Origin of the sequence: Sphingopyxis sp. (assembly GCF_016463645.1) — a bacterium.
Lineage (GTDB): Bacteria > Pseudomonadota > Alphaproteobacteria > Sphingomonadales > Sphingomonadaceae > Sphingopyxis.
The window spans coordinates 100,580-123,222 of sequence record NZ_JAEMQX010000003.1; the positions used below are offsets into that span (position 1 = coordinate 100,580).

Here is a 22,643-nt window from a genome sequence, read left to right on the forward strand (position 1 = left end):
ATGGGGACGAGGTCATGAACTTCCGTGCTGTCGCATTCGCTCTCGTCGCGCTGTTTTCCTCCACCGCCGCGCATGCCGACGGCTTTCTGAAGGTCGAAGGAACGCAGATCGTGGACGGATCGGGCAAGCCGGTCATCCTTCGCGGAATGGGGCTCGGCGGCTGGATGCTCCAGGAAGGCTATATGCTGAAGCTCGGCGAGGTCGGGCAGCAGCATAAAATCCGCGCCAAACTGGTGGAACTCGTGGGCGAGGAGCGCACAGCGACCTTCTATCGCGCCTGGCTCGACAACCACACAACCCGCGCCGACATCGACCAGATGGCGAAATGGGGCTTCAATTCGGTACGCCTGCCGATCCACTTCGACCAGCTCACCCTGCCCGCCGACAAGGAACCGAACGCCGGTGAGGACACATGGCATGAGGAAGGGTTTCAGCGCATCGACCGCCTGCTCGAATGGAGCAAGGCGAACCGCATCTGGCTGATCCTCGACCTCCATGCCGCGCCCGGCGGCCAAGGCAACGACCTCGCCATATCCGATCGCGACCCCGCCAGGCCGTCGTTGTGGCAAAGCGAGGAGAACCAGCGCAAGACCGTTGCGCTGTGGAGCAAGCTCGCGGCGCGCTACAAGGACGAGCCGTGGATCGGCGCCTACGACCTCATCAACGAACCCAACTGGAGCTTTGCGACCCCCGGCAAGGGCAATGGCTGCGACGAGACCGGGAACAAGGCGATCTGGGAGCTGCAACGGCGCATCACCAAGGCGATCCGCGCGGTCGACCGAAAGCATGTCGTGATCGTGGAGGGTAATTGCTGGGGCAATAATTACAAGGGCCTGCCCCCCGCGTGGGACGCCAATATGGCGCTGAGTTTCCACAAATACTGGAACCGCAACGACGCGGCGAGCATCGCGGAGATCAGGGCGCTGCGCACCAGCTATGACCGCCCGATCTGGCTCGGCGAGTCGGGCGAGAACAGCAATGGCTGGTACCGCGACGCGATCGCACTGGTCGAGGGCGACGGCATCGGCTGGAACTTCTGGCCGCTGAAGAAGATCGGTTTCAACCAGCCGCTCGAGATCGTCGCCGGCGACGGCTGGATGAAGATCGTGGCGTGGATGACCGGCAAGGGTCCCAAGCCCGGCGCGGACGAAGCGTTTGCCGCGATGATGCAGCTCGCCGCAAACACGCGGTTCGACAGGAATATCCCGAAACCCGACGTCATCGACGCGATGTTCCGCCAGCCGCATGACGCGAGCTACCGTCCCTTTGTCGCTCGCACGCTGGGCGCAAAACCATTGGAGATCGCCGCCGCCGACTACGACTTCGGCCCGCCGGGCGTCGCCTATCACGACAGCGTCGATGCCAATTATCATGTCGCGACCGGCGGCGAGCGGACGCCGTGGAACAATGGCACGACCTGGCGCAACGACGGCGTCGATATCGCTCGCGAAGCCGACGGGACGCCCTATGTCAGCGATTTCGTCACGGGCGAATTCATGCGCTACAGCGCCAATGTCGCAAAAGCGGGCCGCTGGAGCGTCTCCGCGCGCGTGCGCTCGGCGAAGGGTGGCCGCATCGGGATCGACGAGCACGGTGTTGCCGTTCCGGCCGGCACCGCCTGGCAGGTGGTCAGGCTCGCCGACGTCGACCTGCCCGCCGGCCCCGGCGCCGCGACGCTCCGTGCGCTCGATTGCGGCGATTGCGAGGTCGCCGGACTGATCTTCACCCCGCGCTAGGACGGGAACCCATTTCCTCCCCGCGCGTCCTCTCTGCACAGCGGACGGGGCGCGCAGTGGAGTTATGCCATGTCCATGATCGCCGTCTTTTTCGGTCGCCTGTTCATCGCCGTCATCTTCGTCGTATCCGGGGTCAACAAGCTGATCCACGCAAACGACACCAGCGCAATGATTTCCGCCGCGGGCCTGCCCGGCGGTCTCGCCATTCCCACCGGCCTGTTCGAACTGATCGCCGGCATCTGTCTCGCGCTGGGGATCGCGACGCGGCTCTGGTCGATCCTGCTCGCGGGTTTCGTCCTGCTGACGATCCTCTTCTTCCACCGCGAATTTACCGATCCCGTACAGGCGATGGCGGCGATGAAGAACCTTGCGATCGCGGGCGGCCTGCTCTGTCTCTTCGGCTATGGCCACACGCGCTGGAGCTATGACGCGCTGCGCGCGCGCCGCCGCGACGAACTTGCCGCGCATCGGGCCGAAGCACATGCGACCGACGCCGAACTGCGCGCCGCACGCGCCGAGGGCCGCGCCGAAGCTGTCGGGACGCCGGCCGTGGTCGAAAAACGCCCTTTCTGGCGCCGATAGACCTTCGCGCTTGGCATTGCGGGCCGTCTGCGCTAGCCTTCACTTAACGTTTACGTAAAGGGAGGGTTTGCCATGGCGTCCCGCAATCTCGACATCGTCGTTTACGGCGCAACGGGCTTTACCGGCCGCCTCGTCGCCGAATATCTCGCGCACCATTACAAGGGCCGCAACGACGCGCCCCGGTGGGCGATGGCGGGGCGCAGCCTCGACAAGCTCGCCGAGGTTCGCGACCTCATCGGCGCCGGGAAAGAAACCCCGCTGATCGTCGCCGACGCGAGCGATCCGGCGAGCCTCGACCGGATGGCCGAAAGCACCAGGGTCGTGCTGACCACCGTCGGCCCTTACCAGCTCTACGGCGACGAACTCGTCGCCGCTTGCGTCCGGGCGGGCACCGCCTATGCCGACCTGTGCGGCGAGCCCGGCTGGATGCGCGGGATGATCGACGAACATGAAGCCGCAGCCAGGGCGTCGGGCGCGCGCATCACCTTCAGTTGCGGGTTCGATTCGATCCCCTTCGACCTCGGCGTCTCCTTCCTCCAGGCCGAGGCGGTGAAGCGCCACGGCAGGCCGGCCCCGCGCGTCAAGGGCCGCGTGCGCAAGATGGCGGGCGGGGCGTCGGGCGGCACGATCGCCAGCCTCACCGAAACGCTCAAGGCCATCGCGAAGAAACCGTCGCTCGCCCTCCTGCTCAAATCCAGCTTCGCCCTGACTCCGGGGTTCGAAGGCCCTTCGCAGCCGACCGGGCTGATCCCGGAATATGACGGCGCAACGGGAACCTGGACCGCACCCTTCGTCATGGCGCCGATCAACACCAAGAATGTCCACCGCACCAATTTCCTGCTCGGCCATCCATGGGGCGAGGATCTCGTGTACGACGAGATGGTGATGACGACGATCGGCGACGCGGGCAAGGCGATGGCCGAAGCGATGGCGAAGGCGAACCCGTTCGACCCGAGCATCAAGCCCGGCGAAGGCCCGAGCAAGGAAGAGCGCGAGAACGGCTTCTACGACATCCTCTTCGTCGGCGAATATCCCGACGGCACGAGCGTCCGCGCCAGCGTTCAGGGCGACCGCGACCCCGGCTATGGCTCGACGTCGAAGATGCTCGCCGAAACGGGCATCGCGCTGCTTGAAAACAAGGGCGCGGGGGGAGTCTGGACCCCCGGCGCACTGCTCGGCGACGCGCTGATCGAACGCCTGACCGCCAACGCCGGACTGACTTTCCGGATCGAGGAATAGGAACCGAATGACGACCTCCCCCGGCGCGCTCGACGCGCTGCTTTCGACGCTGCGCACCGAAGGCGGTGTGGCCAGGGTTCATATCGACGAAGGCTGGATGCAGGGCCGCACCGCCTATGGCGGGATCAGCTCGGCCGTCGCGCTCGCGGGCGCGATGGCGCTCCATCCGACCGAAACGCCGCTCCGCTACGCGCAGATCAGTTTCGTCGGCCCCGTTGGCGGCGACTGCACCGTCGAAACGCGCGTGTTGCGCCAGTCGAAATCCTCGCTGTTCATCGACGCCGGCGTGTCGAGCGATCAGGGTTTCGGTACCGCGGCGGTCTTCGCCTTCTCGGGCGACCGCGAAAGCCATCTCGACCACAACCGCCTCGCCATGCCGGACGTCCCCGATCCCGAAACGCTCGAGCCGGTTCCCGAGCATCACGCGCGCCCGTCTTTCACGCGCCATTTCGACATGCGTCCGACCACCGGCCCGCGCTTTGCGTGGAAGAGCGAGGTCGGCGAATATCTGACATGGGTGCGCTTCGTCGAGGAGCCCGCATGTCACCCCGCGGTCGCGCTGCTCGCGATGGGCGATGCGCTGCCGCCCGCGGCGATGGCGCTGTTCAGCCAGTTCGGGCCGATCAGCTCGATGAACTGGACCGTGAACATGCTCACCGGCAACCCGCGAACCGACGACGGCTGGTGGCTGCTGTCGGCGAAGACCGGCTACGCGCGACTTGGTCTGTCGGTGCAGGACATGATGCTGTGGAACCGCGCCGGCGAACCGGTCCTCAGCGGCAGTCAGGCGATCGCGATCTACGCCTAGGCGACCAGCGGCAGTTCGATCACCGCATCGAGCCCGCCGTCCACCCGGTTGGCCAGCGTCAGCGTTCCACCCTCGCCTTCGGCGATATCGCGCGCGATCGACAGACCCAGCCCCGCACCACCGGTCGCCCGGTTGCGCGACTGCTCACCGCGGGCAAAGGGCTCGATCAGCGTCCGGATCTGCTCGTCGGTCAGGCCGGGGCCATCGTCCGATATGATGATTCGCACGCGCGCGCCTTCGCCCGCGACCGACAGCCGCGCGCGCGTACCATAGGCCACGGCATTGTCGGCAAGATTGCGCAGCGCACGCTTCAGCAGCATCGGCCGCGCGACGACGGCGACGTCGGCGACATTGGCGATCGTGACGTCCTGGCCGCGCTCGCGATAGTCGGCGGCGAGCTCGCCGATCAGTTCGCGAAGCGGGATCCGCTCGGGCAGCTCGGTTCCCGCGCCCGACCGCGCAAGCGCCAAAATGTCGGTCAGCATCGCGGTCATTTCCTCGATGCTCGCGATCATCTTGTCGCGCAGCGCCTCGTCGTCGATCTGCTCGACACGCACGCGCAGGCTCGCAAGCGGCGTGCGCAGGTCGTGCCCGACCGCTCCGAGCATCCGGTCCTTGTCCGACAGCATCGTCGCGATCCGCGCGCGATAGGCGTTGAACGCCGCAATCAGGTCGCGGACGTCCGACGGCCCCTCCTCGTCGAGCGGCGGCGTGTCGCGTGTCGCCGGATTCGCCCGTGCGGCGCGCGTCAGGTCGCGAAGGGGGCGCGCCGCGCGCCAAGCGATCACCATGACCGGAACGAGCAGCAGCAGATAGAGCGACAATGTCTGCCAGACGAGGAATCCCTGCAATCGCGCCCCGCCCATCAGGACGCGGCTGCGCACGCCATAATAGCGCCCCTCGATCTTGGCGGCGACCAGCACCGTGCGTCCGGGCAATCGCGTCCGGCCGAGGCGCGGGCGCTGCGGCAGCGCCCAGGCCTGCACCTCTTCGGTCGGGATATTCGCTTCGGTCAGCAGGTTACCGACATAGGCGGCAAGATCGGGAAGCGGCACCGCGCGCCGCGGCACTGGCGGCGGCGCCGCGTTGACCCACAGCTTCGGCTCGCGCCGCGAACCGCGCCGGTCCTCGTGTCCGCCTTCGGCGTCGGGCAGGCCGCGTTGCTGCCGGTCCATCGCGTCGATGATCCGCGCCACCGCCATACCGCCCCCATGCGCCAGCGTCTGCTGTTTCTGGCTACGCGAGAGCAGGACGAAATTGACCGCCTGCGCGACGAACAGCATCACCGCGACCGCGAATACGAGCTGTCCGATCAGGCTCCGGGGCCACAGGCGCAATTTCACGCGGGCGGTCCCATCCGCTTGACCTCACAGGCGAGCGTATAGCCTCCGCCCCACACCGTCTTGACGATCTGCGGGTGCGCGGCGTCGACCTCGATCTTCTTGCGCAGGCGGCTGACCAGATTGTCGATCGCGCGATCGAAGATATCGGCCTCGCGCCCGCGCACCATGTCGAGCAGCCGGTCGCGGCTCATCACCTGCCGCGGATGGCGGACCAGCGCGTGAAGCAGATGATATTCGCCCGACGACAGTGCGACCTCATTGCCCTCGCCGTCGACCAGAACGCGCTCGACCTCGCGCAGCACCCAGTCACCAAAGACATAGCAGGTACCACCGCCGTCGAGCGCGCGTCCGCCCTGCTGCGTGCGGCGCAGCACGGTGCGGATGCGCGCGACCAGCTCGCGCGGATTGAAGGGTTTGACGACATAATCGTCGGCGCCGATTTCCAGCCCGATGATCCGCTCGGTATCCTCGGCGCGCGCGGTCAGCAGGATCACCGGAATGCTGCTCGTCTCGCGCAGATGGCGGGTCAGCGACAGACCGTCCTCGCCGGGCATCATGATGTCGCTGACGACCAGATCGACCGACTGCGCGCGGAGCACCGAGCGCGCCTCGGCGGCGCTCGCGGCGTCGGTCACCGCAAAGCCCTGCGCGGTCAGATATTCGCCCAACGGCTCGCGGATCGACGGTTCGTCGTCGATCAGCAGGATACGGGGCATATCGCTATCGCTCATCATGTTTCCGTCAGATGCTGGTTCGCCCACCGGCCGCGGGGACCGGTGGGCGATAGCTGGCAGGGACCGGCGGCAAAGGCAATGCCGGGAGGGGGATGGCCTGTCGTTACCTGATGGCCCCTGCCAAATCGCTTATTCGCCGGCGGGCGCGGCCGGAGCCGTGCCGCCGCGCTTGGCGCGCCATGCGCCGCGCTGCGCCTTGCGTTCCTCGGGCGTCACCTGCCCGTCCTTGTTCGCATCGGCCGCATCGAAGCGCGCGAGCGCCGCGGTCTGGAACTCGGCCTGACTGATCGCCTTGTCGCCGTCTGTGTCGGCCTTGCCCATCATCATGCCATGATGGCCGCCGCGCTTGCCGTGATGGCCGCGCATGCCGTGGCGCTTGCCTTCGCCGGCGGCACCGGCGTCGGCGCGCTTCTCGCCGCGCTTCGCCGCCCGGTCGGCGCCGTGCTGGTCCCACTCGGCCTTGCTGATGCTGCCGTCCTTGTCGGCGTCGAGCCGCTCGAACATCTTCGCCTGCATTTCGGCACGCTTCGCGGCACGATCGGCGGCGTCGAGCTTGCCGTCCTTGTTGACGTCCATCCTGGCGAACATCTCCGCAGCCTTGGTCTGCACCTCGGCGCGGGTCTGGGTCGCATTGCGGTCGGCACCGCCGGGGGCGGCCAGAACGGGCGCGGCGACGAGCGCGGCACCCAGGGTCAGAAAAACAATCTTCCTGTTCACGTCACGAACTCCTTCAGGGGACCTGCCGGGGGAGAGAACGGGGTCCCGATGAAGCCGTTCTGGGCTCCATTTGTCCCAGCCCGTTGCCGGATGAACGAAAAATTGTCGCAAAATGTCGCAGAAACGGTCGGCCGTTCATTTGGCGGCAAGCGGAAACGGCTGCGCTGGCCAAAACCATGCGCAGCCGCCCGTTGTCGCTTTAGCCCGGGCTGACGGGCGAATCCTCGTCATCTTCCGCGATCAGGATGATCGCACCGACACCGACCAACAGGCCGACAAGCCCGATAATCCAGCTCGAATTGCCTTCGAGCTGACTCTGGCCCGCGGTAACCGACGCGGCGCCGGCGGCACCTGACGCCGCCGATGCCGCAACCGGCGCGGCGACGATCGATAGCGCGGCAAACGATATCGCCGCCTTCTTGATCCTCTGCATGTCATTCTCCATTGCCGGGATTCCCTACCGCGCCTGATCTACGAACGGGCGCGGCCGATCGATCCGCGCCATCGCCGCATTCGTCGCGGAACCCGGCCGTTCCGACCAAAACCTTGCTGTACGACAGCATGTTGCTGCGCCCGCGCGGCGCTTCTAGGCTCCCTCGAAAATCGACAGGAGAGAATCGCATGACCGACGCCGGACCCGATCGCCGGACCATTATCGCAGCAATGGGCGGCCTTGCCGTCGCGGGACTCGCGGGTCCGGCCGCGGCGCAGGAAAGCCCCGATGAGCGCCTCGACGCGCTGCTGTCGGCGCAATTCGAACAGGGGCTGCGCGACGACCCGACGCGCGCGACCTCGATCGGAATCGATACCGGCGATCGCGCCGCGCTCCGCGCGAAATTTCCCGACTGGTCGCCCGCTGCGCGCGCCGCGCGGGCGCGCCAGATCGACAGCGACCTCGCCGCGGTCCGCGCGATCAAGGGCGATACGCTGGGCGATGTGGCCCGCATCGCGCACGACAGCGCCGAATTCGACCTTGTCACGCGCCAGCGGCTCGCGCGCTTCACTTACCACACGGGCGGGTTCGGCCACCGCCCCGGCCCCTATGGCGTCACCCAGCTCGGCGGCTTCTACACGGGGGTCAGCACCTTCCTCGACAGCCAGCACCCCGTCGCGACGCGGGCCGATGCCGACGCCTATATGCTCCGTCTGCAGGCGATCCCCGCGCTGTTCGACGCCGACACCGAAATCGTCAGGGCCAACGCCGCGATGGGGGTCGTCGCGCCGCGCTTCATCCTCGATCAGGCGTTGCAACAGCTTGGCCGCCTCCGTGACGGCGACGTCGCGGGCAAGACGCTGGTCGCCTCGATTACGCGGCGCAGCGCCGCGATCGGTCTTTCGGGTTATGGCGAGCGCGCGGCGGCGATCTTCGAAGGGCCGATCCGCGCGGCGCTCACGCGCCAGATCGACGCGCTGACCGCACTTCTGCCGCGCGCGGGGAACGACGCCGGCGTCGCACGGCTCCCCGATGGCGAGGCCTATTATGCCGCGACGCTCGCGCAGCACACCACGACCGACCTCGGCGCTGCCGAAATCCACCGTATCGGCCGCGAACAGGTGGCCGACCTGACATCGCGAATGGACGTGCTGCTGAAGGCTCAGGGCTATACCAAGGGCAGCATCCGCGAGCGGCTCGACGCGCTCGGCAAGGCCGAGGGCCAGCTCTTCGCCAATGACGACGGCGGGCGCGCCGAGATGCTCGCCTATCTGAACGGCCTGCTCGGCAAGGTCCGCACCCGCCTGCCGCAGGTCTTCACCCGCTTGCCCAAGGCCCCTTACGAGATCCGCCGTGTGCCGCCCGAGATCGAGATCGGCGCGCCCGGCGGGTCGGCGCAGGCGGGCACCCCCGATGGCTCGCGCCCCGGCATCTTCTTCATCAACCTCCGCGATACCGCCGAATGGCCGCGCTACACGCTTCCCACTTTGGCGTATCACGAAGGCGCGCCGGGACATCTGTTCGAGGGGGCGCTGAAGTTCGAGGATGCCGACCTTCCGCTCTATCGCCAGGCCGCATCGGTCACCGCCTATGGCGAAGGCTGGGGCCTTTATGCCGAACAGGTGGCCGACGAACTCGGCATGTACGAGGACGACCCGCTCGGCAAGATCGGCTATCTTGCCTCCTATGCGTTTCGCGCGTCGCGGCTCGTCGTCGACACCGGCCTCCATTCGATGGGGTGGAGCCGCGAGCAGGCGATCGACTATATGGTCGAGAATTCCTCGAACTCGGAGAGCGCGTCGCGGACCGAGATCGACCGCTACATCGTCTATCCGGGGCAGGCGTGCGCGTACAAGGTCGGCCAGATCGCAATCAGCCGGGCGCGCGATGAAGTGTCGAAGCGCCCGGGCTATGACGTCAAGCGTTTCCACGATGTGGTGCTGGGGGCGGGACGCATCCCGCTTGCGGTACTCGAACGCCGCGTCCGCGCGGCCTTTCCGGCCTAGAAACGGGTAAGCCCCGTCGCATTTCTGCGGCGGGGCTCCCTAGACTTCGTCCGAAGACAGAAGTCAAATTCCACTCGTTCTTTCGATCAAGCAGATAAATGAAACGCGACGGGTCCCCGATGGTTCCCGCCACGCAAAACTTTTTACGTCACCTTGCGCGCGGCGGCCGACCCGAGGATCAGGAACAGCACGACGAGCGCAAGGCCGACGAAGAACAGGATCTTGGCGATCCCCGCCGCGGCACCCGCGACACCGCCGAAGCCGAGAACGGCGGCCAGCAGCGCGATCACCGCAAAGATCAAAGCCCATTTGAACATCTGACGTCTCCTTGCATTGGCGCGCGGCACCGGCTTCGAACCCGTGGCCTTCGAGGGGGAAACGGCCGGTGGCCGCGCTTCAGATCACCGATTGTCGATACAGAGGCACAACGATACCGCCGCGCGAAAGTTCCTGTCGTCCGGCAGATAGCCTCTTGCGCATCGCGCGCGCGATGCGTTTATGCGGACATCGTTCGAGGGAGATTTCATGCGCATTTCATCGCCCAACCGGCTGCTCGCTGCGGCCGCACTGACGCTTTGCATTCCGGCTTCGGCCGGCGCCCAGCCGGGCGATGCCGCGCCGACGCAGGGCACCGCCTGGCTCAACAGGCAGATGGCCGCGCTTGCCGAACGAAACGGCGCCGACGGCTGGCGCGTGACGCCGAGCGGGCTGCGCTGGCGCCGCATCGCGGGCGACGGCAGCGGCGCGCACCCGGGCCCGACCGACGAAGTGACCGTCCATTATGTCGGCACCTTCGCCGACGGCAGCGAGTTCGACAGTTCGATCCGCCGCGGCGAACCGACGAGCTTTCCGCTCAATCGCGTGATCGAAGGCTGGCAGGAAGGCGTCGCGCTGATGGGCATCGGCGACAAGGTGGAACTCGCCATTCCCTGGCAGCTCGCCTATGGCCCCGTCGGCAAGGGACCGATCCCCGGTGGCGCAACCCTGCTCTTCACGGTCGAGCTGCTCGGTATCGAACCCGCCGGCTGACATCGACGGAACCGGCCGGAATGTTCCGGCCCGCGCCCTTATGACGGCCTGGACGCCGACATGAACACTTCGCCGGTGGCCGGATCGACCGAAAGCTTGGGCGAATTCTTGCAGGGGAAGGACGCGTTCATCGCGATCAGAAACAGCATGTGCGTGGACACATTCCGCACCCGCGGATTCTCGCGCAGATATTTGTGGAACACGTCCCGATTCTGCTCGTAGGTCGCGCCCGCCGGCAGGCAGTAGACCGCCTCCTCGGCGGATTTGTCCGCGTTCATTACCGGCGCATCGGCCATGCCCATGAAATATCCGATGCAGGCGCTATAATCCTTCGCGCTCGCCACGCACTGGTTGAAATAGGAACCGCCACGCGCGAGGCTTTCGCGCGCCTGAAAGGCCGCGCTACCGGTCGGAATCATCGCCGCCAGCAGCGCCAGAGCAACCCATCGCTTCATTCACCCTCCCCGGGATTTGCCTCGCAACCGGTCTTATACCCTAAGTGCTGTCCAGCCTAACAATATGCGACAGTCTGCATCGCGGGACATCGCGGGAGGACTGGCGCTGGAGGAATGCATCGTTACGGGAAGGTGGAGCGGGTAGCGGGAATCGAACCCGCCTAGCTAGCTTGGAAGGCTAGAGCATTACCACTATGCTATACCCGCATCTCCAAGGTCGGCGGCGATTGCCATTTTGATGGGCGGCCGTCAAGCCGACTCATGGAGAACATCCCGGCAAGATGTCAGAGATGCGCTGTGCCGGACGGCGGACCATGCGGGCGCTTTTGCGATTTCCTCGAAATCAGCCTCAACCAGGCCGCCACATGGATGACGAACATCAGAAGATACATCAATGTCATCCCGCTGGGCGACAGGCCTTGGCCGGCGCCCCCGCACAATCTGCCCGCCGGGCCGCCATCGTTCGTTGCGGTCAGCAGCGCCATGATCGCAAACACCGGCGCGCCGGACAGGCTAAGCCAATCGGCAACGGCGAGTGCGCCAACGCCGGCCCGTTCGCCGGCAATATCCCCGCTCATGTCTCTTCCTCCTGCGCAGCGATGCGAATATGTACGGTTCGCCGCTCGACCGGATTACTCGCGATCGGGATCGGTCATCCCGTCATCGTGCCAGACCCACCACTCATAGGCCGGGGTCTGGGGATATCCCTCGGGCGAGTCTTCCCACGCCTCCTGACGGCCGAGCGCGGTGATATCGAGGTAGTTCCACGTATTCCCCATCTGCTCGTCGCCGCGGCCGCCGTGGGTCGAATAGGTCAGGAACACGCGGTCGCCGTCGCGAATGAAAGCGAGCGTGGCGTGCCATTCGCTTGCGCCGAAATCGGCGTCGAAATCGTCGGTCAGCGTGTACCAGGGAATATGCCCCCATCCCATTTTCGCCTTCAGCCGGGCGATGTCCGGTTGCGGCGCGCGCGACACGAACGCGAGGCTGGTATCGCGGGCGTTCAGATGCGCCGGATGCGCCACCTGATCGGCGACCATCGAACAGCCGATACAGGCCCGCTCCGGCCAGCGGGCAACGCCGGGTTCGTAAAAGGCGCGATAGACGATCAGCTGACGGCGGCCCTCGAACAGATCGAGCAGGCTCAGCTCCCCGTCGGGGCCGACGAACCCATAGGCTTTTTCGACCGCCATCCATGGCATCCGCCGACGCTCCGCGACCAGACGGTCGTGCGCGCGGCCATGCTCCTTTTCTTTCGCAAGCAGCCGCTGCGACGCGGCCTTCCATTCCTCGGCCGGCACGACCGGCGGGGTCCGCATCGCCGACAATTCGCTCTTCCGGACGCTCTCGGGTGATTTCGTCATGGCGCTCAAACCTCCTGGCTGGATATTTCACGCGCGGATCCGGACCGGCCGGACCGTGTCGCGCGTCAGAAATCGACCGCCAGCCGGGCGATCACCTGCCGCGGCTGGGTATAGATAAACGCGTTGTCGCCGGCGACTTCCCAGCCGTAACTGTTCAGCACATTCGTCGCCTGCACGCGGATTACCGCCGGTGCGCCGGCAATGGTGAGACGATGCCGAAGCCCGATATCGACCGTCGTATAGGGCCGCACCCGCACCTCGTTGCGCGTGTCGCCGATATTGGGCCCGACATGCTCCACCGTAAGGTCGATCGAGGTCGCCGACGAAACGGGTCTCCAGTCCGCGCTCACGACCAGTTTGCGGGCGGGCACGTCGACGGGCCGGTTTCCGATCGCACCCGATGCGACTTCATCACCGAACAACCGGGCGCGCAGGAAGGTTCCACCGGCAACGACGGTCAGTCCGGGCAGCGGCTGCCCGGACAGCGAAGCCTCGACGCCCCGGTGGCGCGCCTTGCCGAGCCGCCTGAAAATGCTGGCACCGTCGACTCCGTAATAGGGGCGCTGAATGTCGAACGCCCCCGCGATGATGTTGATCGGGCCGGCGCGCAGCTTTGCTCCGGCGTCGAGTTGCCGCGTGTTCAACGCCGGCGGCGCTTCGTCGCGGTTGAGCGCGATTTCGGGCGCGACGTCGCTCTCTTCGAGCCCGCGCGTATAACTGCCGAACAGCGACAGCCGGGATGTTGCATTCATCGCGGCAGCGACGTTGAACAGCCAGGGATTGTCGCGCGATACCGGGCGCGGTCCGGTGGCGGTCGTGACGCTCTTGCGATAACCGACTTTCTGAATTCCCAGGCTGAGCTCTCCGACCTCGCTGTAATCCGCCTGGTAGGAAAGACCCGCCGACCATTGCCGCACCGCGTCGGTGGTCTGCGACGCGAACCGGAAGACGGGCCGCTCGACGTAATACGGCCGCCCGAACGGCGCGGGGGGCAGCTCGATGCCCTGCCCCCCGCCATAGCGCCGATCCTGCTTGCGACCGCGTGCGATAAACTGAACGCGATGGGTCAGCCGCCCCGTCGCGAATTCGCGGGCGATGCCGATCTCGCCGCTCGTCGATGCGCCATGGCGCCCCGGATAGGCGCTGACCGTGCGCGCGGCGGGGCTGCCGGTCGCCGCCGCATGGAGGAACACATTGTGACCCTCGCGCACCTCGTTGACCGACCGGAAAAGCCCCATGCGAACCCCGAAACCGCCGACGGTCGTGCGGACGATGGCGCCATAGTTGAAGCGCTCGGTTTCGACATCGGCCCAATGCTGGCCGAGAAACCGCCGCCGCACCAGCCGTGACGGGGTCGTCCGGCCGTCGCCGAGGATGATGGGAAAAATATCCTCGTCGGCGATCCTCGTCCGGCTCCAGAACAGCTTCGCGTCCATATCCGTCGATGGCCGCCAGGCGGCGACAGCGGCCATATTGGTGATGTCCGCATTGTTCCCCGACGCATATTCGCTCCGGCTCGCGCTGAAACCGCCGCCGATGCCAAACTGGTCGGTGACGGGCAGCGCGGCGTCGATCTCGACCAGTGCGCCACCGAAGCTGTTGACCTGCGCAACACCGCTCAGCGACGCCTCGCTTCCCGGCGTCCTCAGGCGATAGTCGACGATCCCCGACGGCGCGGGAAACGCATAACCGGTCGCCGACGGTCCGACGCGGATGCGGTTGCCCTCGACCAGCCGGAGCGACAGGTCGCCTTGCCGGTCGAAAAAGACACCCTCGATACGCACATTGCCGGCGTCGATCGGAGAGAAGCCGCGGACATCGAAAGGGCCGTAGAGCCCCAGATCCTCACCGCCGTCGTTCGAACCGAACGCGTCCTCGGCATCGGCGATGGCGTTGTCGTCGGCGCGCTGCGCGCGGGCATCGTCCGCCACAAGAACGATGCTGGCCGCGAGCATGATTCCGCTCGCCCTGAGAAGATCGTCCGTCATGTTGCGCGCCCGGCCGACAAGGGGAGGATATGCTGCGTTACTGATCATGGGCGCGAAGCTGACAGGCGATGCCCTGTTGACATAGCGCAACGATCGCCATGATGATGTGCATATCATGCACAGCTTGCAGCTTTCCTTTCCCTTCGACGGCGCGATCGCCGTCCTCGCCGCCGCCGAGCACGGCTCGTTCAGTCAGGCGGCCGAAGCGCTTTCCCTCACCCACGGCTCGGTCAGCCGGCGTGTCGCCGCGCTCGAACACTGGTTGGGAACCGCGATCTTCGAGCGGCACGGGCGCGGCGTCCGCCTCACCCCCGCCGGCCAGCGGTTCGTGTCCGAAGCCGGTCGCGCGATCGATGCGTTGACGAGCAGCACCGAACAGTGGCGGCCCCGTGCCGGGCGCCAGACGGTCCGCCTCAGCGCCGTTCCCTCATTTGCCCGGCTATGGCTGCTCCCCCGGCTTGCCGCGCTCGAGAGCGACGATCTGCGCATAGAACTCGATGTGGATCATCGCCCGAACGATCTGAGCCCGCGCGAAACCGATCTCGCGATCCGTTATGGCGGAGGAGGCTGGGAAGCCGTCGATGCACGACTGCTCTTTTCCGAAACCCTCGTCCCCGCCTGTGCGCCCGGCCTCGCCGGGGTCGCACGGGCGGCGCTGGCGAAGAGGCTGCTGCCGGATCTTGCGCTGATCCATGATTCCGACGTCGCGCAATGGCGGGCGTGGCTTCGCGAAGACGCGCTTCGCTACAGTCCGCGATGGCAGGACCGGCGGTTCGAGGATTACGACAGCGTCCTTGCCGCGGCCGGCGCCGGGCTTGGCATCGCGCTGCTGCGCCTGCCGCTGGCTCGGCCGCTGGTCGATAGCGGAGCGCTGGTGGTGGTCAGCAACCGAGCGATACCGAACCCGCGTCGACATTATATCTGCATGCACGAACACGAAAGCCGGCCATCGGTACTGTTGCTGGCGGAACGCTTGCTGGCGATCGCCGACGGGTAATCGCGCCGCCAGACCCGGCGTTTGGCGATTGGCCAAAGCCCTGGCGGCAACAGGATGCGCGGGCCGTGGGCACCGCCCGGCATCGCGACCACCAACCCGGGCGTTTGCCCGGAGGCCGGGCTGGAGCAACCACCGGCCGGCGGTTTTCCGGTCGGACCAATAGCCGTCGCGGAGCAAGCGTTTGCAAAGCTTGCCGGTCGGATGGCGCGGCAGATCGGCACCACCGCGAATTCTTGGTTTGTTCTTCTTCCTGCTGGCTTCCTGGGCCATCGTCAGCTAATCTCGATGCGGCAATCGGCGGGGACTTTCGCCCCGCGCAGGCAAAAGCCGGTCACGAGATATGCACTTGAGTCACCAGAAAGAGGCAGCGCCAGCCAACCGCAAGATCATCCATGTCGACATGGACGCCTTCTACGCCTCGGTCGAACAGCGCGACGATCCCTCGCTGCGCGGCAAGCCCGTCGCGGTCGGCGGCTCGTCGCGGCGCGGCGTCGTCGCCGCCGCCAGCTATGAGGCGCGCAAGTTCGGCGTCCGCTCGGCGATGCCGAGTATCACCGCCAGGCGCCAGTGCCCGGAGCTTGTCTTCGTGCCCCCGCGTTTCGAGGTCTATCGCGACATCTCGCACCAGATCCGCGCGATCTTCCGCGATTATGCCGACGAGGTCGAACCGCTGTCGCTCGACGAAGCCTATCTCGACGTCAGCGCCGACAAGGCGGGACTCGGCAGCGCGACCGCCGCCGCGAAACTGATCCGCGCGCGAATCCGCGCCGAAACCGGCCTCACCGCCTCGGCCGGCGTCTCGTACAACAAGTTCATCGCAAAGCTGGCGTCGGACCAGAACAAGCCCGACGGCCTCACCGTCATCCCGCCCGGCCGCGGTGCCGCCTTCGTCCAGACGCTCTCGATCCGGCGCTTTCACGGCATTGGTCCGGTGACCGCCGCCAAGATGGAGGGCCTCGGTGTGTTTTCGGGCGCCGATCTCGCCGCGAAGGACATGGCATGGCTCGCGGAAAACTTCGGCAACAGCGCCGAATGGCTCCACAATCTCGCGCGCGGGATCGATCATCGCCGCGTCAGGTCGAACCGGCCGCTGAAATCCCTGGGCGGCGAGCGCACCTTTTTCAACGACCTCGTCACCGACACCGAAATCCGCGAGGCGCTCGCGCATGTCTGCACTGTCGTATGGGACCGCGCGGCGAAGAAAGGCGCGCGCGGGCGAACCGTGACGCTCAAGCTCCGCTACGCCGACTTCCGCACGATCACGCGCGCGAAGTCGGTCCCCGCCCCCATCCTCGACGGGACTTCGCTGCTCGCGGCCGGCGAGGCGATCCTTGCGCCCCTGCTCCCCACCGAACAGGGCATCCGCCTGCTCGGGGTCACGCTCAGCAAGTTCGAGGGCGAAGAGGATGAGGAAGACGGCGCGGCAGCGGCGCCCGCCGACCTCCTCAGCCTTATCTGACGACGGCGGGCGCGAAGCGCTTCATCGCCGCCTTCATCTTCGGCGACAGCGAAGCGAGGCTGCAGCGGATCAGCGTTTCGTCCGTTTCCTGGATGTCGTCCTGAAATGGCGCCCCCACCCGGTATAGCGCCCGGTCGGCGCCGAGCGGTTTGATCCGCAAATAGCCCGCGCCGTCATAGCCGCCGAACTGCATCTGGGTGAAGCCGTCCGCCACGACCCGCGTCTGCGTGATCGGCTCGAGCTCGGCGGCCGGCCCCATCGAACCGCCCGGCCCGTAATAATAGAGCGCACCCCAACGCTTTCCGTCGAAGACATAACCGTGATGAACGGTCGCGCATTTCTCGGTGTCGTTCGTCCAGAACCCCGGAGCGACCGGAAGGCTGATCCCCTGCGCCGCCACCGGCACGCTGCCCGCGATCGTCGCGAGCGCCAAAATCCATCCGCGCATCGATACCCCCACCTTTGCTGACAGTGACGTCATGGTGGCGGAGTTGCGGGGAACGATCAACCCGCGTTGGCGAAAACCCGCTCTTTCGTCGCGGTGAAACGGATCGACGGATTGCGCTGGGTCACATAGCCGACCTCCCACGCGTCCTTCGCCATGAACACCGGCGCACCGTCGCGGTCGGTCGCCGCGGCGCCGCGGTTGTCGGCCTGGAAGGATTTCAGCACCGCCGCGTCGTCGCTCGCGATCCAGCGCGCGGTGTCCCACGGCGACTGCTCGAGCTTCGCCTCGACCTTGTACTCGGCCTCCAGACGGCTGATCAGCACATCCAGTTGCAGCTGGCCGACGACGCCGACGATCATGTTCGCGCCGATTTCGGGATAGAAGACCTGGATGATCCCCTCCTCGGCCATGTCGTCGAGCGCTTTCCGGAGCTGTTTGGTCTTCGTCGGGTCGACGAGCGCGACGCGGCGCAGGATTTCGGGTGCGAAGTTCGGCAGCCCGGTGATCGTGATGTCGCTGCGTTCGGACAGCGTATCGCCGACGCGCAGCGTGCCGTGGTTCGGAATGCCGATGATGTCGCCCGGAAACGCCTCTTCGGCCATTTCGCGGTCCTGCGCGAGAAACAGCATCGGGCGGCTGATCGCGATCGCCTTGCCCGTCCCGCCCTGCATCAGCCGCATGCCGCGCTCGAACTTGCCCGAACAGAGGCGCATGAAGGCGATGCGGTCGCGGTGCGCGGGGTTCATATTGGCCTGCACCTTGAACACGAAGCCGGTGACGGCGTCGTCATCGGGCCGGACCGGCGCGGGCTCGGCGGGCTGTGGCTGCGGCCCGGGCGCATGGTTCGCGAGCCCCGCGAGCAGGTCGACGACGCCGAATTCCTTGAGCGCCGAGCCGAAGAAGACCGGCGTCAGATCGCCGCCCCGATAGGCGGCGGCGTCGAACGGCGCGTAACAGGCCGACGCCAGCTCGGTCTCTTCCCTGAGCAATGCGAGCGCGGGGGCGCTGAGCCTGGCGGCGAGGCGCGGGTCGTCGAGTCCCTCGACCGCGATCCGCTCGCCCTCATACATGCGCGACGCGTCGCCGCCGGGCACCATCAGCGCGGGATCGACCAGGTCGTAAATGCCCTCGAACTGCCCCCCCATGCCTGCGGGCCAGTTCATCGGGCAGACGTCGAGCGCGAGCCGGTCGGCGACCTCGTCGAGCAGTTCGAACGGCGTCTGGCCTTCGCGGTCGACCTTGTTGATGAAAGTGATGATCGGCACCGAGCGCAGGCGGCACACCTCGAACAGCTTCAGCGTCTGCGGTTCGATGCCCTTCGCGGCGTCGATCACCATCACCGCGCTGTCGACGGCGGTCAGCGTGCGATAGGTGTCCTCGCTGAAATCCTCGTGCCCCGGCGTGTCGAGCAGGTTGAAGATCAGTCCCGCATGCTCGAACGTCATCACCGACGACGTCACCGAAATCCCGCGCTGCTGCTCGATCTTCATCCAGTCGGATCTTGCTCGCCGTGCTGCGCCGCGCGCCTTGACCTCGCCCGCGATATGGATCGCACCGCCCGCGACGAGCAATTTCTCGGTCAGCGTCGTCTTGCCCGCGTCGGGGTGCGAAATGATGGCGAAGGTACGGCGGTCGGGATGCTTGGACATGGCGCGGGCGCCTAGCAGGTGGCGCGAGATGTGGAAAGGGGCTGGCGTCCCCGCGCCGGCGGACGCATGATCGCGTCATGCGAACCCTGCTCCTCGCTGCCGCGCTGATCGCGACGCTCCCCGCCCCTGCGGCCGCACAGGATTCGCCGTTCGTCGGCGAATACAGCCTCGCCGAGGGGCCCGACGTCGGCGGCGGGCTGCTCATCCGGAACGACGGGCGCTTCCAGTATGTACTCGCCGCGGGCGCGCTCGACGAACGTGCCGAGGGGCGCTGGGAGATCCGCGGCGAAACCATCTGCCTGACGACCGAGCCCAAGCCCGTGCCGCCGGCGATGTCGAAGGGCGAGCCCGGCGAGATCGACGGCGCGATTCCCACCATCGTCGTTACCTGGCCGAACGGCCGGACCATCGCCGGCGTCGATTTCACCATCGGCTTCGACAGCGGCACACCGATAGACGGTTATACCCAATATGACGGCTGGACGATGCCCGGGGACGACAAGCGCATCCCGCGCTGGGTCGATGTTCGCGAGCCGATTTACGGCATCACCGCCCCGCGCTTCGAACTGGCCGAAGCGGACAGCGGCAAGCTGCATGTGATCATCGAGCCCAACGATATGGGCGTCGTCGATTTCGACGGCGCCTGCGCCGAAAAGACCGATCGCGGCCTCACCCTGCATCGCAGCGAAGGGACGATGCGTTTCGTCCGGTCGGGCGCGGATTAGATACCGGCCGACCCGGCGCACGCGATCCGCGATGCTGCCCCTTATTCGCGGAACAGCTTGTCGATCGCCTCGTCGAGATAGGGCCGATCGACGAACAATCGCATCGGATCGCGCCGATTGAGCCAGAAACCGGCGCCATGCCGGTCGGTCAGCGCACGCCGGGTCGTGTCCTGCAACAACCGCAGGCGCATCGCCGCAACGCGGCGCGCAGCGCGCAGGCCGGCGGGCGCCTGCAAGGCAAAATGCACCCGGATCGTCTCGACACGTGCCGCGACGACATCGCTGTATCCCTGATGCGGGCCGCGGTGCAGCGCATGGCCCGATTGCAGCGCTGCGGACTCGCACGCTGGCAGCAGCAGCCCGTTGCGGCCGAAATGATGGAGCGCCAAACCCTCGCTCCGCAACTGTTCGAACATCGCCGCCATCTGCGGGCGCTGCATCAGGCTGACGGGAATGAGGTGATGGCGCTGGAACCCGGCCCGCGCCGCCGGCGCGCCATGCCACCCTCGCGCCGCCCTCAACCGTTGCGACCGAACTCGACGACCACGGTCGATCTTTGTCGCGCGCCGTCCGGCGGCGGCAGCAGCTCGATCCACTCGCCCGCCTCGAGCCCGCGCATCGTGCGCGCTTCGCGGACCGGGCCATTGAGCATCATGTCGAGCGCGAGCCGCGACAATCGCCGGACCATTTCGGCGGCGGTCCAGCCACCCGGAATCCGCGCTTCCAGCTCCTGCCCGGAAAACAGCGCCAGCCCGCGCGTTCCCATCGCGGCGCTATCGCCCAGATCCTTGCGACGGAACGCCACGAGGTGCAGCACCGGCGGCATGCCGCTCGCCAGCATTTCGGCGATCGAGGCGCGGAATTGCGGCGCATCGGACCACAGCCGCGCGGGCGACCAGAAGATATGGCTGGCGTCGAACAGGTCGATCAACAGCACCATCAGCTTGAAGAATTCGCGCATCGCCGTCGTTTTCTCGCCCGGTGCGGGCGGCGTTCCGGCGCGTTCGGGGATGAACACCCAGCACGCGCCGTTCGCGCGCCACTGCCGGGGCAGGCTGGCGGCGAGCAGGCTGGTGGTCGGGTCTTCGGGATCGGCGAGGTCGAGCGTCGCGTCGGCGGCAGGGCCCGCCAGGACCGACACCGACCCGAACGCCAGGCGGAAATGCGGTGTCCCGATGTGCTCGGCCATCGCGGAGCCCGCCGCCTCCACGCGCTCGGGCCGCAGCCCCATGTGCCGAAGCGCGGCTTCGACCGCTGCGTCCGATCGGCCCCGCATCGCGGCCCCGACGATCAGGGCGAAGGGTTCCGGCGGAACCGGCAGGATCAGCGCGTCGCGGTCACCGACAGTCATGTTTGCCCGGCCTTTTCAGCTTCGCCCCTGCATCGCAAGACCGGCCGCAATGTTCAAACGCTTATTGCCGGATGTCGGAAAGTTAATCCGGCGCGCGACGTCAGATCGCGACCTGGCTTCCCAGTTCGACGACGCGGTTCGTCGGCAGGCGGAAATATTCCATCGCGCTTTCCGAGTTGCGGAGCATCCACGCGAACAGCTTTTCGCGCCAGATCGGCATCCCCGGCTTGCTGGCCGCGATCAGCGTCTGGCGCGACAGGAAAAAGCTCGTCTCGAGCATCTTGAACTCGCCGCCGCAGCTCGTCACGCGTTTCAGCGCATCGGGCACGTCGATCGGCTGCATGAAGCCATAGTTCAGGATCAGCCGGTGGAACCCCTGCCCCAGATCGTCGAGCGCGCAGTGGTTTTCCGCGCGCACATAGGGGACGTCGGCGATCTTGATCGTCAGCAGGATGATCCGCTCGTGCAGCACCTTGTTGTGCTTGAGGTTGTGGAGCAGCGCGTGCGGCACGCCGTCGGCGCTCGACGTCATGAACACCGCGGTGCCGGGCACGCGCGTCGCGCTGTTCGCGGCGGACTTCACGAACACCGGGATCGGCATCGCGCCCTCGGCCATTTCCTGCTGCATCAGCTTGCGCCCGCGCGACCAGGTCGTCAGCAGGGTGAAGATGGTAAGCCCGATCGCCAGCGGCACCCAGCCGCCGTCGGGAACCTTGATCAGATTCGCGCCGAAATAGGCGATGTCGACGATGAAGAACACCGCGAGAATCGGCAACGCCTTCCACGCCGGCCACTTCCACAGCGTGAACAGCACGACGCTCATCAGGCAGGTGTCGATGAACATCGCGCCCGTCACCGCGATGCCATAGGCGGCGGCGAGGTTGCTCGACGATCCGAAACCGAGGACGAGCAGGATGACCATCACCATCAGTCCCCAGTTGACCATCGGGATATAGATCTGCCCCTGCGCCGAGGCGCTGGTATGCTCGACGCGCAGTCGCGGCATGAAGCCCAGCTGGATCGCCTGCTGCGTCAGCGAGAAGGCGCCCGAAATCACCGCCTGGCTCGCGATGATCGTCGCGAGGATCGCAAGGATCACGACCGGCACCTGCCACGCCTCGGGCATCATCTGGAAAAAGGGATCGGCGATCAGGTCGCTGCGCGGTCCCATCTCGGCCTCGAGCACCATCGCGCCCTGCCCCATATAATTCAGCATCAGCGCCGGCAGCACGAAGGCCAGCCAGCTGAGCCCGATCGGCCCGCGTCCGAAATGCCCCATGTCGGCATAGAGCGCCTCGGCCCCCGTCACCGCGAGCACGACGGCGCCGAGCGCGATGAAGGCGGTGAAACCGTCGACATAGAAGAAGCGGAGCGCGTTCAGCGGATTGAGCGTTTCGAGGATGATCCCCGGATGGTCGACGATATGGATCATCCCGAGGATCGCCAGCATCGTGAAATAGGCGAGCATGATCGGCCCGAACAGCATCCCGACCTTCGCCGTCCCGCGCGACTGGATCGCGAACAGCCCGATCAGGATCGCGAGCGCGATCGGCACGATATAGGGCTCGAACCCCTTGTTG

Annotated in this window: 23 protein-coding genes and 1 tRNA gene; 9 read left to right on the forward strand and 15 right to left on the reverse strand. The window is 66.6% G+C overall.

Annotated elements, in window-relative coordinates; translation table 11 throughout:
* Positions 1-14: 14 nt before the first annotated feature.
* From JHC57_RS01995 to JHC57_RS02010, 4 genes are all read left to right on the forward strand, one after another.
* Positions 15-1,736, forward strand: coding sequence for a cellulase family glycosylhydrolase (locus tag JHC57_RS01995; protein ID WP_294028203.1), 1,722 nt, complete (start codon positions 15-17; stop codon positions 1,734-1,736).
* Between the two features lie 69 nt (positions 1,737-1,805).
* A complete protein-coding gene (locus JHC57_RS02000; RefSeq protein WP_294028205.1) occupies positions 1,806-2,318 on the forward strand; it encodes a DoxX family protein in 513 nt (170 codons plus the stop codon).
* Positions 2,319-2,390: 72 nt separating this feature from the next.
* On the forward strand, positions 2,391-3,557 hold the full coding sequence (locus JHC57_RS02005) for a saccharopine dehydrogenase NADP-binding domain-containing protein (protein ID WP_294028207.1): 1,167 nt from the start codon (positions 2,391-2,393) through the stop codon (positions 3,555-3,557).
* Positions 3,558-3,564: 7 nt separating this feature from the next.
* Positions 3,565-4,365: a thioesterase family protein gene (locus JHC57_RS02010; protein ID WP_294028208.1), complete on the forward strand. Its 801-nt coding sequence runs from the start codon at positions 3,565-3,567 to the stop codon at positions 4,363-4,365.
* Here the strand turns inward: JHC57_RS02010 and JHC57_RS02015 are convergent.
* The 4 genes from JHC57_RS02015 to JHC57_RS02030 form a co-directional block, all read right to left on the reverse strand.
* Positions 4,362-5,708 carry an ATP-binding protein gene (locus JHC57_RS02015; protein ID WP_294028210.1) on the reverse strand — a complete coding sequence of 449 codons (1,347 nt, stop codon included), beginning with the start codon at positions 5,706-5,708 and terminating at the stop codon, positions 4,362-4,364. The genes JHC57_RS02010 and JHC57_RS02015 overlap by 4 nt on opposite strands.
* The gene (locus JHC57_RS02020; protein WP_294028212.1) at positions 5,705-6,439 is read right to left on the reverse strand and encodes a response regulator; all 735 of its coding nucleotides are present in this window, start codon (positions 6,437-6,439) and stop codon (positions 5,705-5,707) included. Before JHC57_RS02020 ends, JHC57_RS02015 begins: the two co-directional genes overlap by 4 nt.
* A gap of 132 nt (positions 6,440-6,571) precedes the next feature.
* A complete protein-coding gene (locus tag JHC57_RS02025; RefSeq protein WP_294028213.1) occupies positions 6,572-7,159 on the reverse strand; it encodes a hypothetical protein in 588 nt (195 codons plus the stop codon).
* A gap of 199 nt (positions 7,160-7,358) precedes the next feature.
* The gene (locus JHC57_RS02030) at positions 7,359-7,592 is read right to left on the reverse strand and encodes a hypothetical protein (protein WP_294028215.1); all 234 of its coding nucleotides are present in this window, start codon (positions 7,590-7,592) and stop codon (positions 7,359-7,361) included.
* Positions 7,593-7,780: 188 nt separating this feature from the next.
* Between JHC57_RS02030 and JHC57_RS02035 the strand changes: the two genes are divergently transcribed.
* Entirely contained in the window at positions 7,781-9,598 is a 1,818-nt protein-coding gene (locus tag JHC57_RS02035) for a DUF885 family protein (RefSeq protein WP_294028217.1), read from the forward strand.
* A gap of 143 nt (positions 9,599-9,741) precedes the next feature.
* Here JHC57_RS02035 and JHC57_RS02040 read toward each other — a convergent pair whose 3' ends face one another.
* On the reverse strand, positions 9,742-9,915 hold the full coding sequence (locus JHC57_RS02040) for a DUF1328 domain-containing protein (protein WP_294028218.1): 174 nt from the start codon (positions 9,913-9,915) through the stop codon (positions 9,742-9,744).
* A gap of 208 nt (positions 9,916-10,123) precedes the next feature.
* Here JHC57_RS02040 and JHC57_RS02045 point away from each other — a divergent pair, with 208 nt between their 5' ends.
* Positions 10,124-10,627 (forward strand): FKBP-type peptidyl-prolyl cis-trans isomerase, encoded by a 504-nt coding sequence (locus JHC57_RS02045; RefSeq protein ID WP_294028220.1) that lies wholly within the window; start codon positions 10,124-10,126, stop codon positions 10,625-10,627.
* 38 nt (positions 10,628-10,665) lie between these two features.
* Here JHC57_RS02045 and JHC57_RS02050 read toward each other — a convergent pair whose 3' ends face one another.
* From JHC57_RS02050 to JHC57_RS02070, 5 genes are all read right to left on the reverse strand, one after another.
* Positions 10,666-11,082 carry a Rap1a/Tai family immunity protein gene (locus tag JHC57_RS02050; RefSeq protein WP_294028222.1) on the reverse strand — a complete coding sequence of 139 codons (417 nt, stop codon included), beginning with the start codon at positions 11,080-11,082 and terminating at the stop codon, positions 10,666-10,668.
* Positions 11,083-11,215: 133 nt separating this feature from the next.
* A tRNA-Gly gene (locus JHC57_RS02055) sits at positions 11,216-11,289 on the reverse strand.
* Between the two features lie 77 nt (positions 11,290-11,366).
* Complete coding sequence (locus JHC57_RS02060; protein WP_294028225.1) at positions 11,367-11,660, reverse strand: hypothetical protein; 294 nt, start codon at positions 11,658-11,660, stop codon at positions 11,367-11,369.
* Between the two features lie 54 nt (positions 11,661-11,714).
* Positions 11,715-12,446 carry a DUF899 domain-containing protein gene (locus tag JHC57_RS02065; protein ID WP_294028227.1) on the reverse strand — a complete coding sequence of 244 codons (732 nt, stop codon included), beginning with the start codon at positions 12,444-12,446 and terminating at the stop codon, positions 11,715-11,717.
* 65 nt (positions 12,447-12,511) lie between these two features.
* Positions 12,512-14,434: a TonB-dependent receptor gene (locus JHC57_RS02070; RefSeq protein ID WP_294028229.1), complete on the reverse strand. Its 1,923-nt coding sequence runs from the start codon at positions 14,432-14,434 to the stop codon at positions 12,512-12,514.
* 115 nt (positions 14,435-14,549) lie between these two features.
* Between JHC57_RS02070 and JHC57_RS02075 the strand changes: the two genes are divergently transcribed.
* Positions 14,550-15,431: a LysR substrate-binding domain-containing protein gene (locus tag JHC57_RS02075; protein ID WP_294028231.1), complete on the forward strand. Its 882-nt coding sequence runs from the start codon at positions 14,550-14,552 to the stop codon at positions 15,429-15,431.
* Between the two features lie 346 nt (positions 15,432-15,777).
* Positions 15,778-16,890: a DNA polymerase IV gene (dinB, locus tag JHC57_RS02080; protein ID WP_294028233.1), complete on the forward strand. Its 1,113-nt coding sequence runs from the start codon at positions 15,778-15,780 to the stop codon at positions 16,888-16,890.
* Here the strand turns inward: dinB and JHC57_RS02085 are convergent.
* Positions 16,883-17,338, reverse strand: a complete 456-nt coding sequence (locus JHC57_RS02085; protein WP_294028235.1) for a hypothetical protein — start codon at positions 17,336-17,338, stop codon at positions 16,883-16,885. The genes dinB and JHC57_RS02085 overlap by 8 nt on opposite strands.
* A gap of 56 nt (positions 17,339-17,394) precedes the next feature.
* The gene (locus tag JHC57_RS02090) at positions 17,395-18,987 is read right to left on the reverse strand and encodes a peptide chain release factor 3 (protein WP_294028237.1); all 1,593 of its coding nucleotides are present in this window, start codon (positions 18,985-18,987) and stop codon (positions 17,395-17,397) included.
* A 77-nt stretch (positions 18,988-19,064) separates the two neighbouring features.
* Here JHC57_RS02090 and JHC57_RS02095 point away from each other — a divergent pair, with 77 nt between their 5' ends.
* The gene (locus JHC57_RS02095; protein WP_294028239.1) at positions 19,065-19,712 is read left to right on the forward strand and encodes a hypothetical protein; all 648 of its coding nucleotides are present in this window, start codon (positions 19,065-19,067) and stop codon (positions 19,710-19,712) included.
* A gap of 41 nt (positions 19,713-19,753) precedes the next feature.
* Here the strand turns inward: JHC57_RS02095 and JHC57_RS02100 are convergent, their stop codons facing one another.
* From JHC57_RS02100 to JHC57_RS02110, 3 genes are all read right to left on the reverse strand, one after another.
* Complete coding sequence (locus tag JHC57_RS02100; RefSeq protein WP_294028240.1) at positions 19,754-20,233, reverse strand: AHH domain-containing protein; 480 nt, start codon at positions 20,231-20,233, stop codon at positions 19,754-19,756.
* Positions 20,230-21,063, reverse strand: coding sequence for a hypothetical protein (locus JHC57_RS02105; protein WP_294028242.1), 834 nt, complete (start codon positions 21,061-21,063; stop codon positions 20,230-20,232). The genes JHC57_RS02100 and JHC57_RS02105 overlap by 4 nt, the downstream gene beginning before the upstream one ends.
* Positions 21,064-21,163: 100 nt before the next feature.
* Positions 21,164-22,643: KUP/HAK/KT family potassium transporter (locus JHC57_RS02110; RefSeq protein ID WP_294028244.1), on the reverse strand; the 1,480-nt coding region annotated here is incomplete at its 5' end.

Coding starts and splice junctions, on each gene's coding strand:
- JHC57_RS01995 (WP_294028203.1), top strand. CDS start 15: ATGAACTTCCGTGCTGTCGCATTCGCTCTCGTCGCGCTGTTTTCCTCC.
- JHC57_RS02000 (WP_294028205.1), top strand. CDS start 1,806: ATGTCCATGATCGCCGTCTTTTTCGGTCGCCTGTTCATCGCCGTCATC.
- JHC57_RS02005 (WP_294028207.1), top strand. CDS start 2,391: ATGGCGTCCCGCAATCTCGACATCGTCGTTTACGGCGCAACGGGCTTT.
- JHC57_RS02010 (WP_294028208.1), top strand. CDS start 3,565: ATGACGACCTCCCCCGGCGCGCTCGACGCGCTGCTTTCGACGCTGCGC.
- JHC57_RS02020 (WP_294028212.1), bottom strand. CDS start 6,439: ATGAGCGATAGCGATATGCCCCGTATCCTGCTGATCGACGACGAACCG.
- JHC57_RS02030 (WP_294028215.1), bottom strand. CDS start 7,592: ATGCAGAGGATCAAGAAGGCGGCGATATCGTTTGCCGCGCTATCGATC.
- JHC57_RS02035 (WP_294028217.1), top strand. CDS start 7,781: ATGACCGACGCCGGACCCGATCGCCGGACCATTATCGCAGCAATGGGC.
- JHC57_RS02040 (WP_294028218.1), bottom strand. CDS start 9,915: ATGTTCAAATGGGCTTTGATCTTTGCGGTGATCGCGCTGCTGGCCGCC.
- JHC57_RS02045 (WP_294028220.1), top strand. CDS start 10,124: ATGCGCATTTCATCGCCCAACCGGCTGCTCGCTGCGGCCGCACTGACG.
- JHC57_RS02050 (WP_294028222.1), bottom strand. CDS start 11,082: ATGAAGCGATGGGTTGCTCTGGCGCTGCTGGCGGCGATGATTCCGACC.
- JHC57_RS02060 (WP_294028225.1), bottom strand. CDS start 11,660: ATGAGCGGGGATATTGCCGGCGAACGGGCCGGCGTTGGCGCACTCGCC.
- JHC57_RS02065 (WP_294028227.1), bottom strand. CDS start 12,446: ATGACGAAATCACCCGAGAGCGTCCGGAAGAGCGAATTGTCGGCGATG.
- JHC57_RS02070 (WP_294028229.1), bottom strand. CDS start 14,434: ATGACGGACGATCTTCTCAGGGCGAGCGGAATCATGCTCGCGGCCAGC.
- JHC57_RS02075 (WP_294028231.1), top strand. CDS start 14,550: ATGCACAGCTTGCAGCTTTCCTTTCCCTTCGACGGCGCGATCGCCGTC.
- JHC57_RS02085 (WP_294028235.1), bottom strand. CDS start 17,338: ATGCGCGGATGGATTTTGGCGCTCGCGACGATCGCGGGCAGCGTGCCG.
- JHC57_RS02090 (WP_294028237.1), bottom strand. CDS start 18,987: ATGTCCAAGCATCCCGACCGCCGTACCTTCGCCATCATTTCGCACCCC.
- JHC57_RS02095 (WP_294028239.1), top strand. CDS start 19,065: ATGCGAACCCTGCTCCTCGCTGCCGCGCTGATCGCGACGCTCCCCGCC.
- JHC57_RS02105 (WP_294028242.1), bottom strand. CDS start 21,063: ATGACTGTCGGTGACCGCGACGCGCTGATCCTGCCGGTTCCGCCGGAA.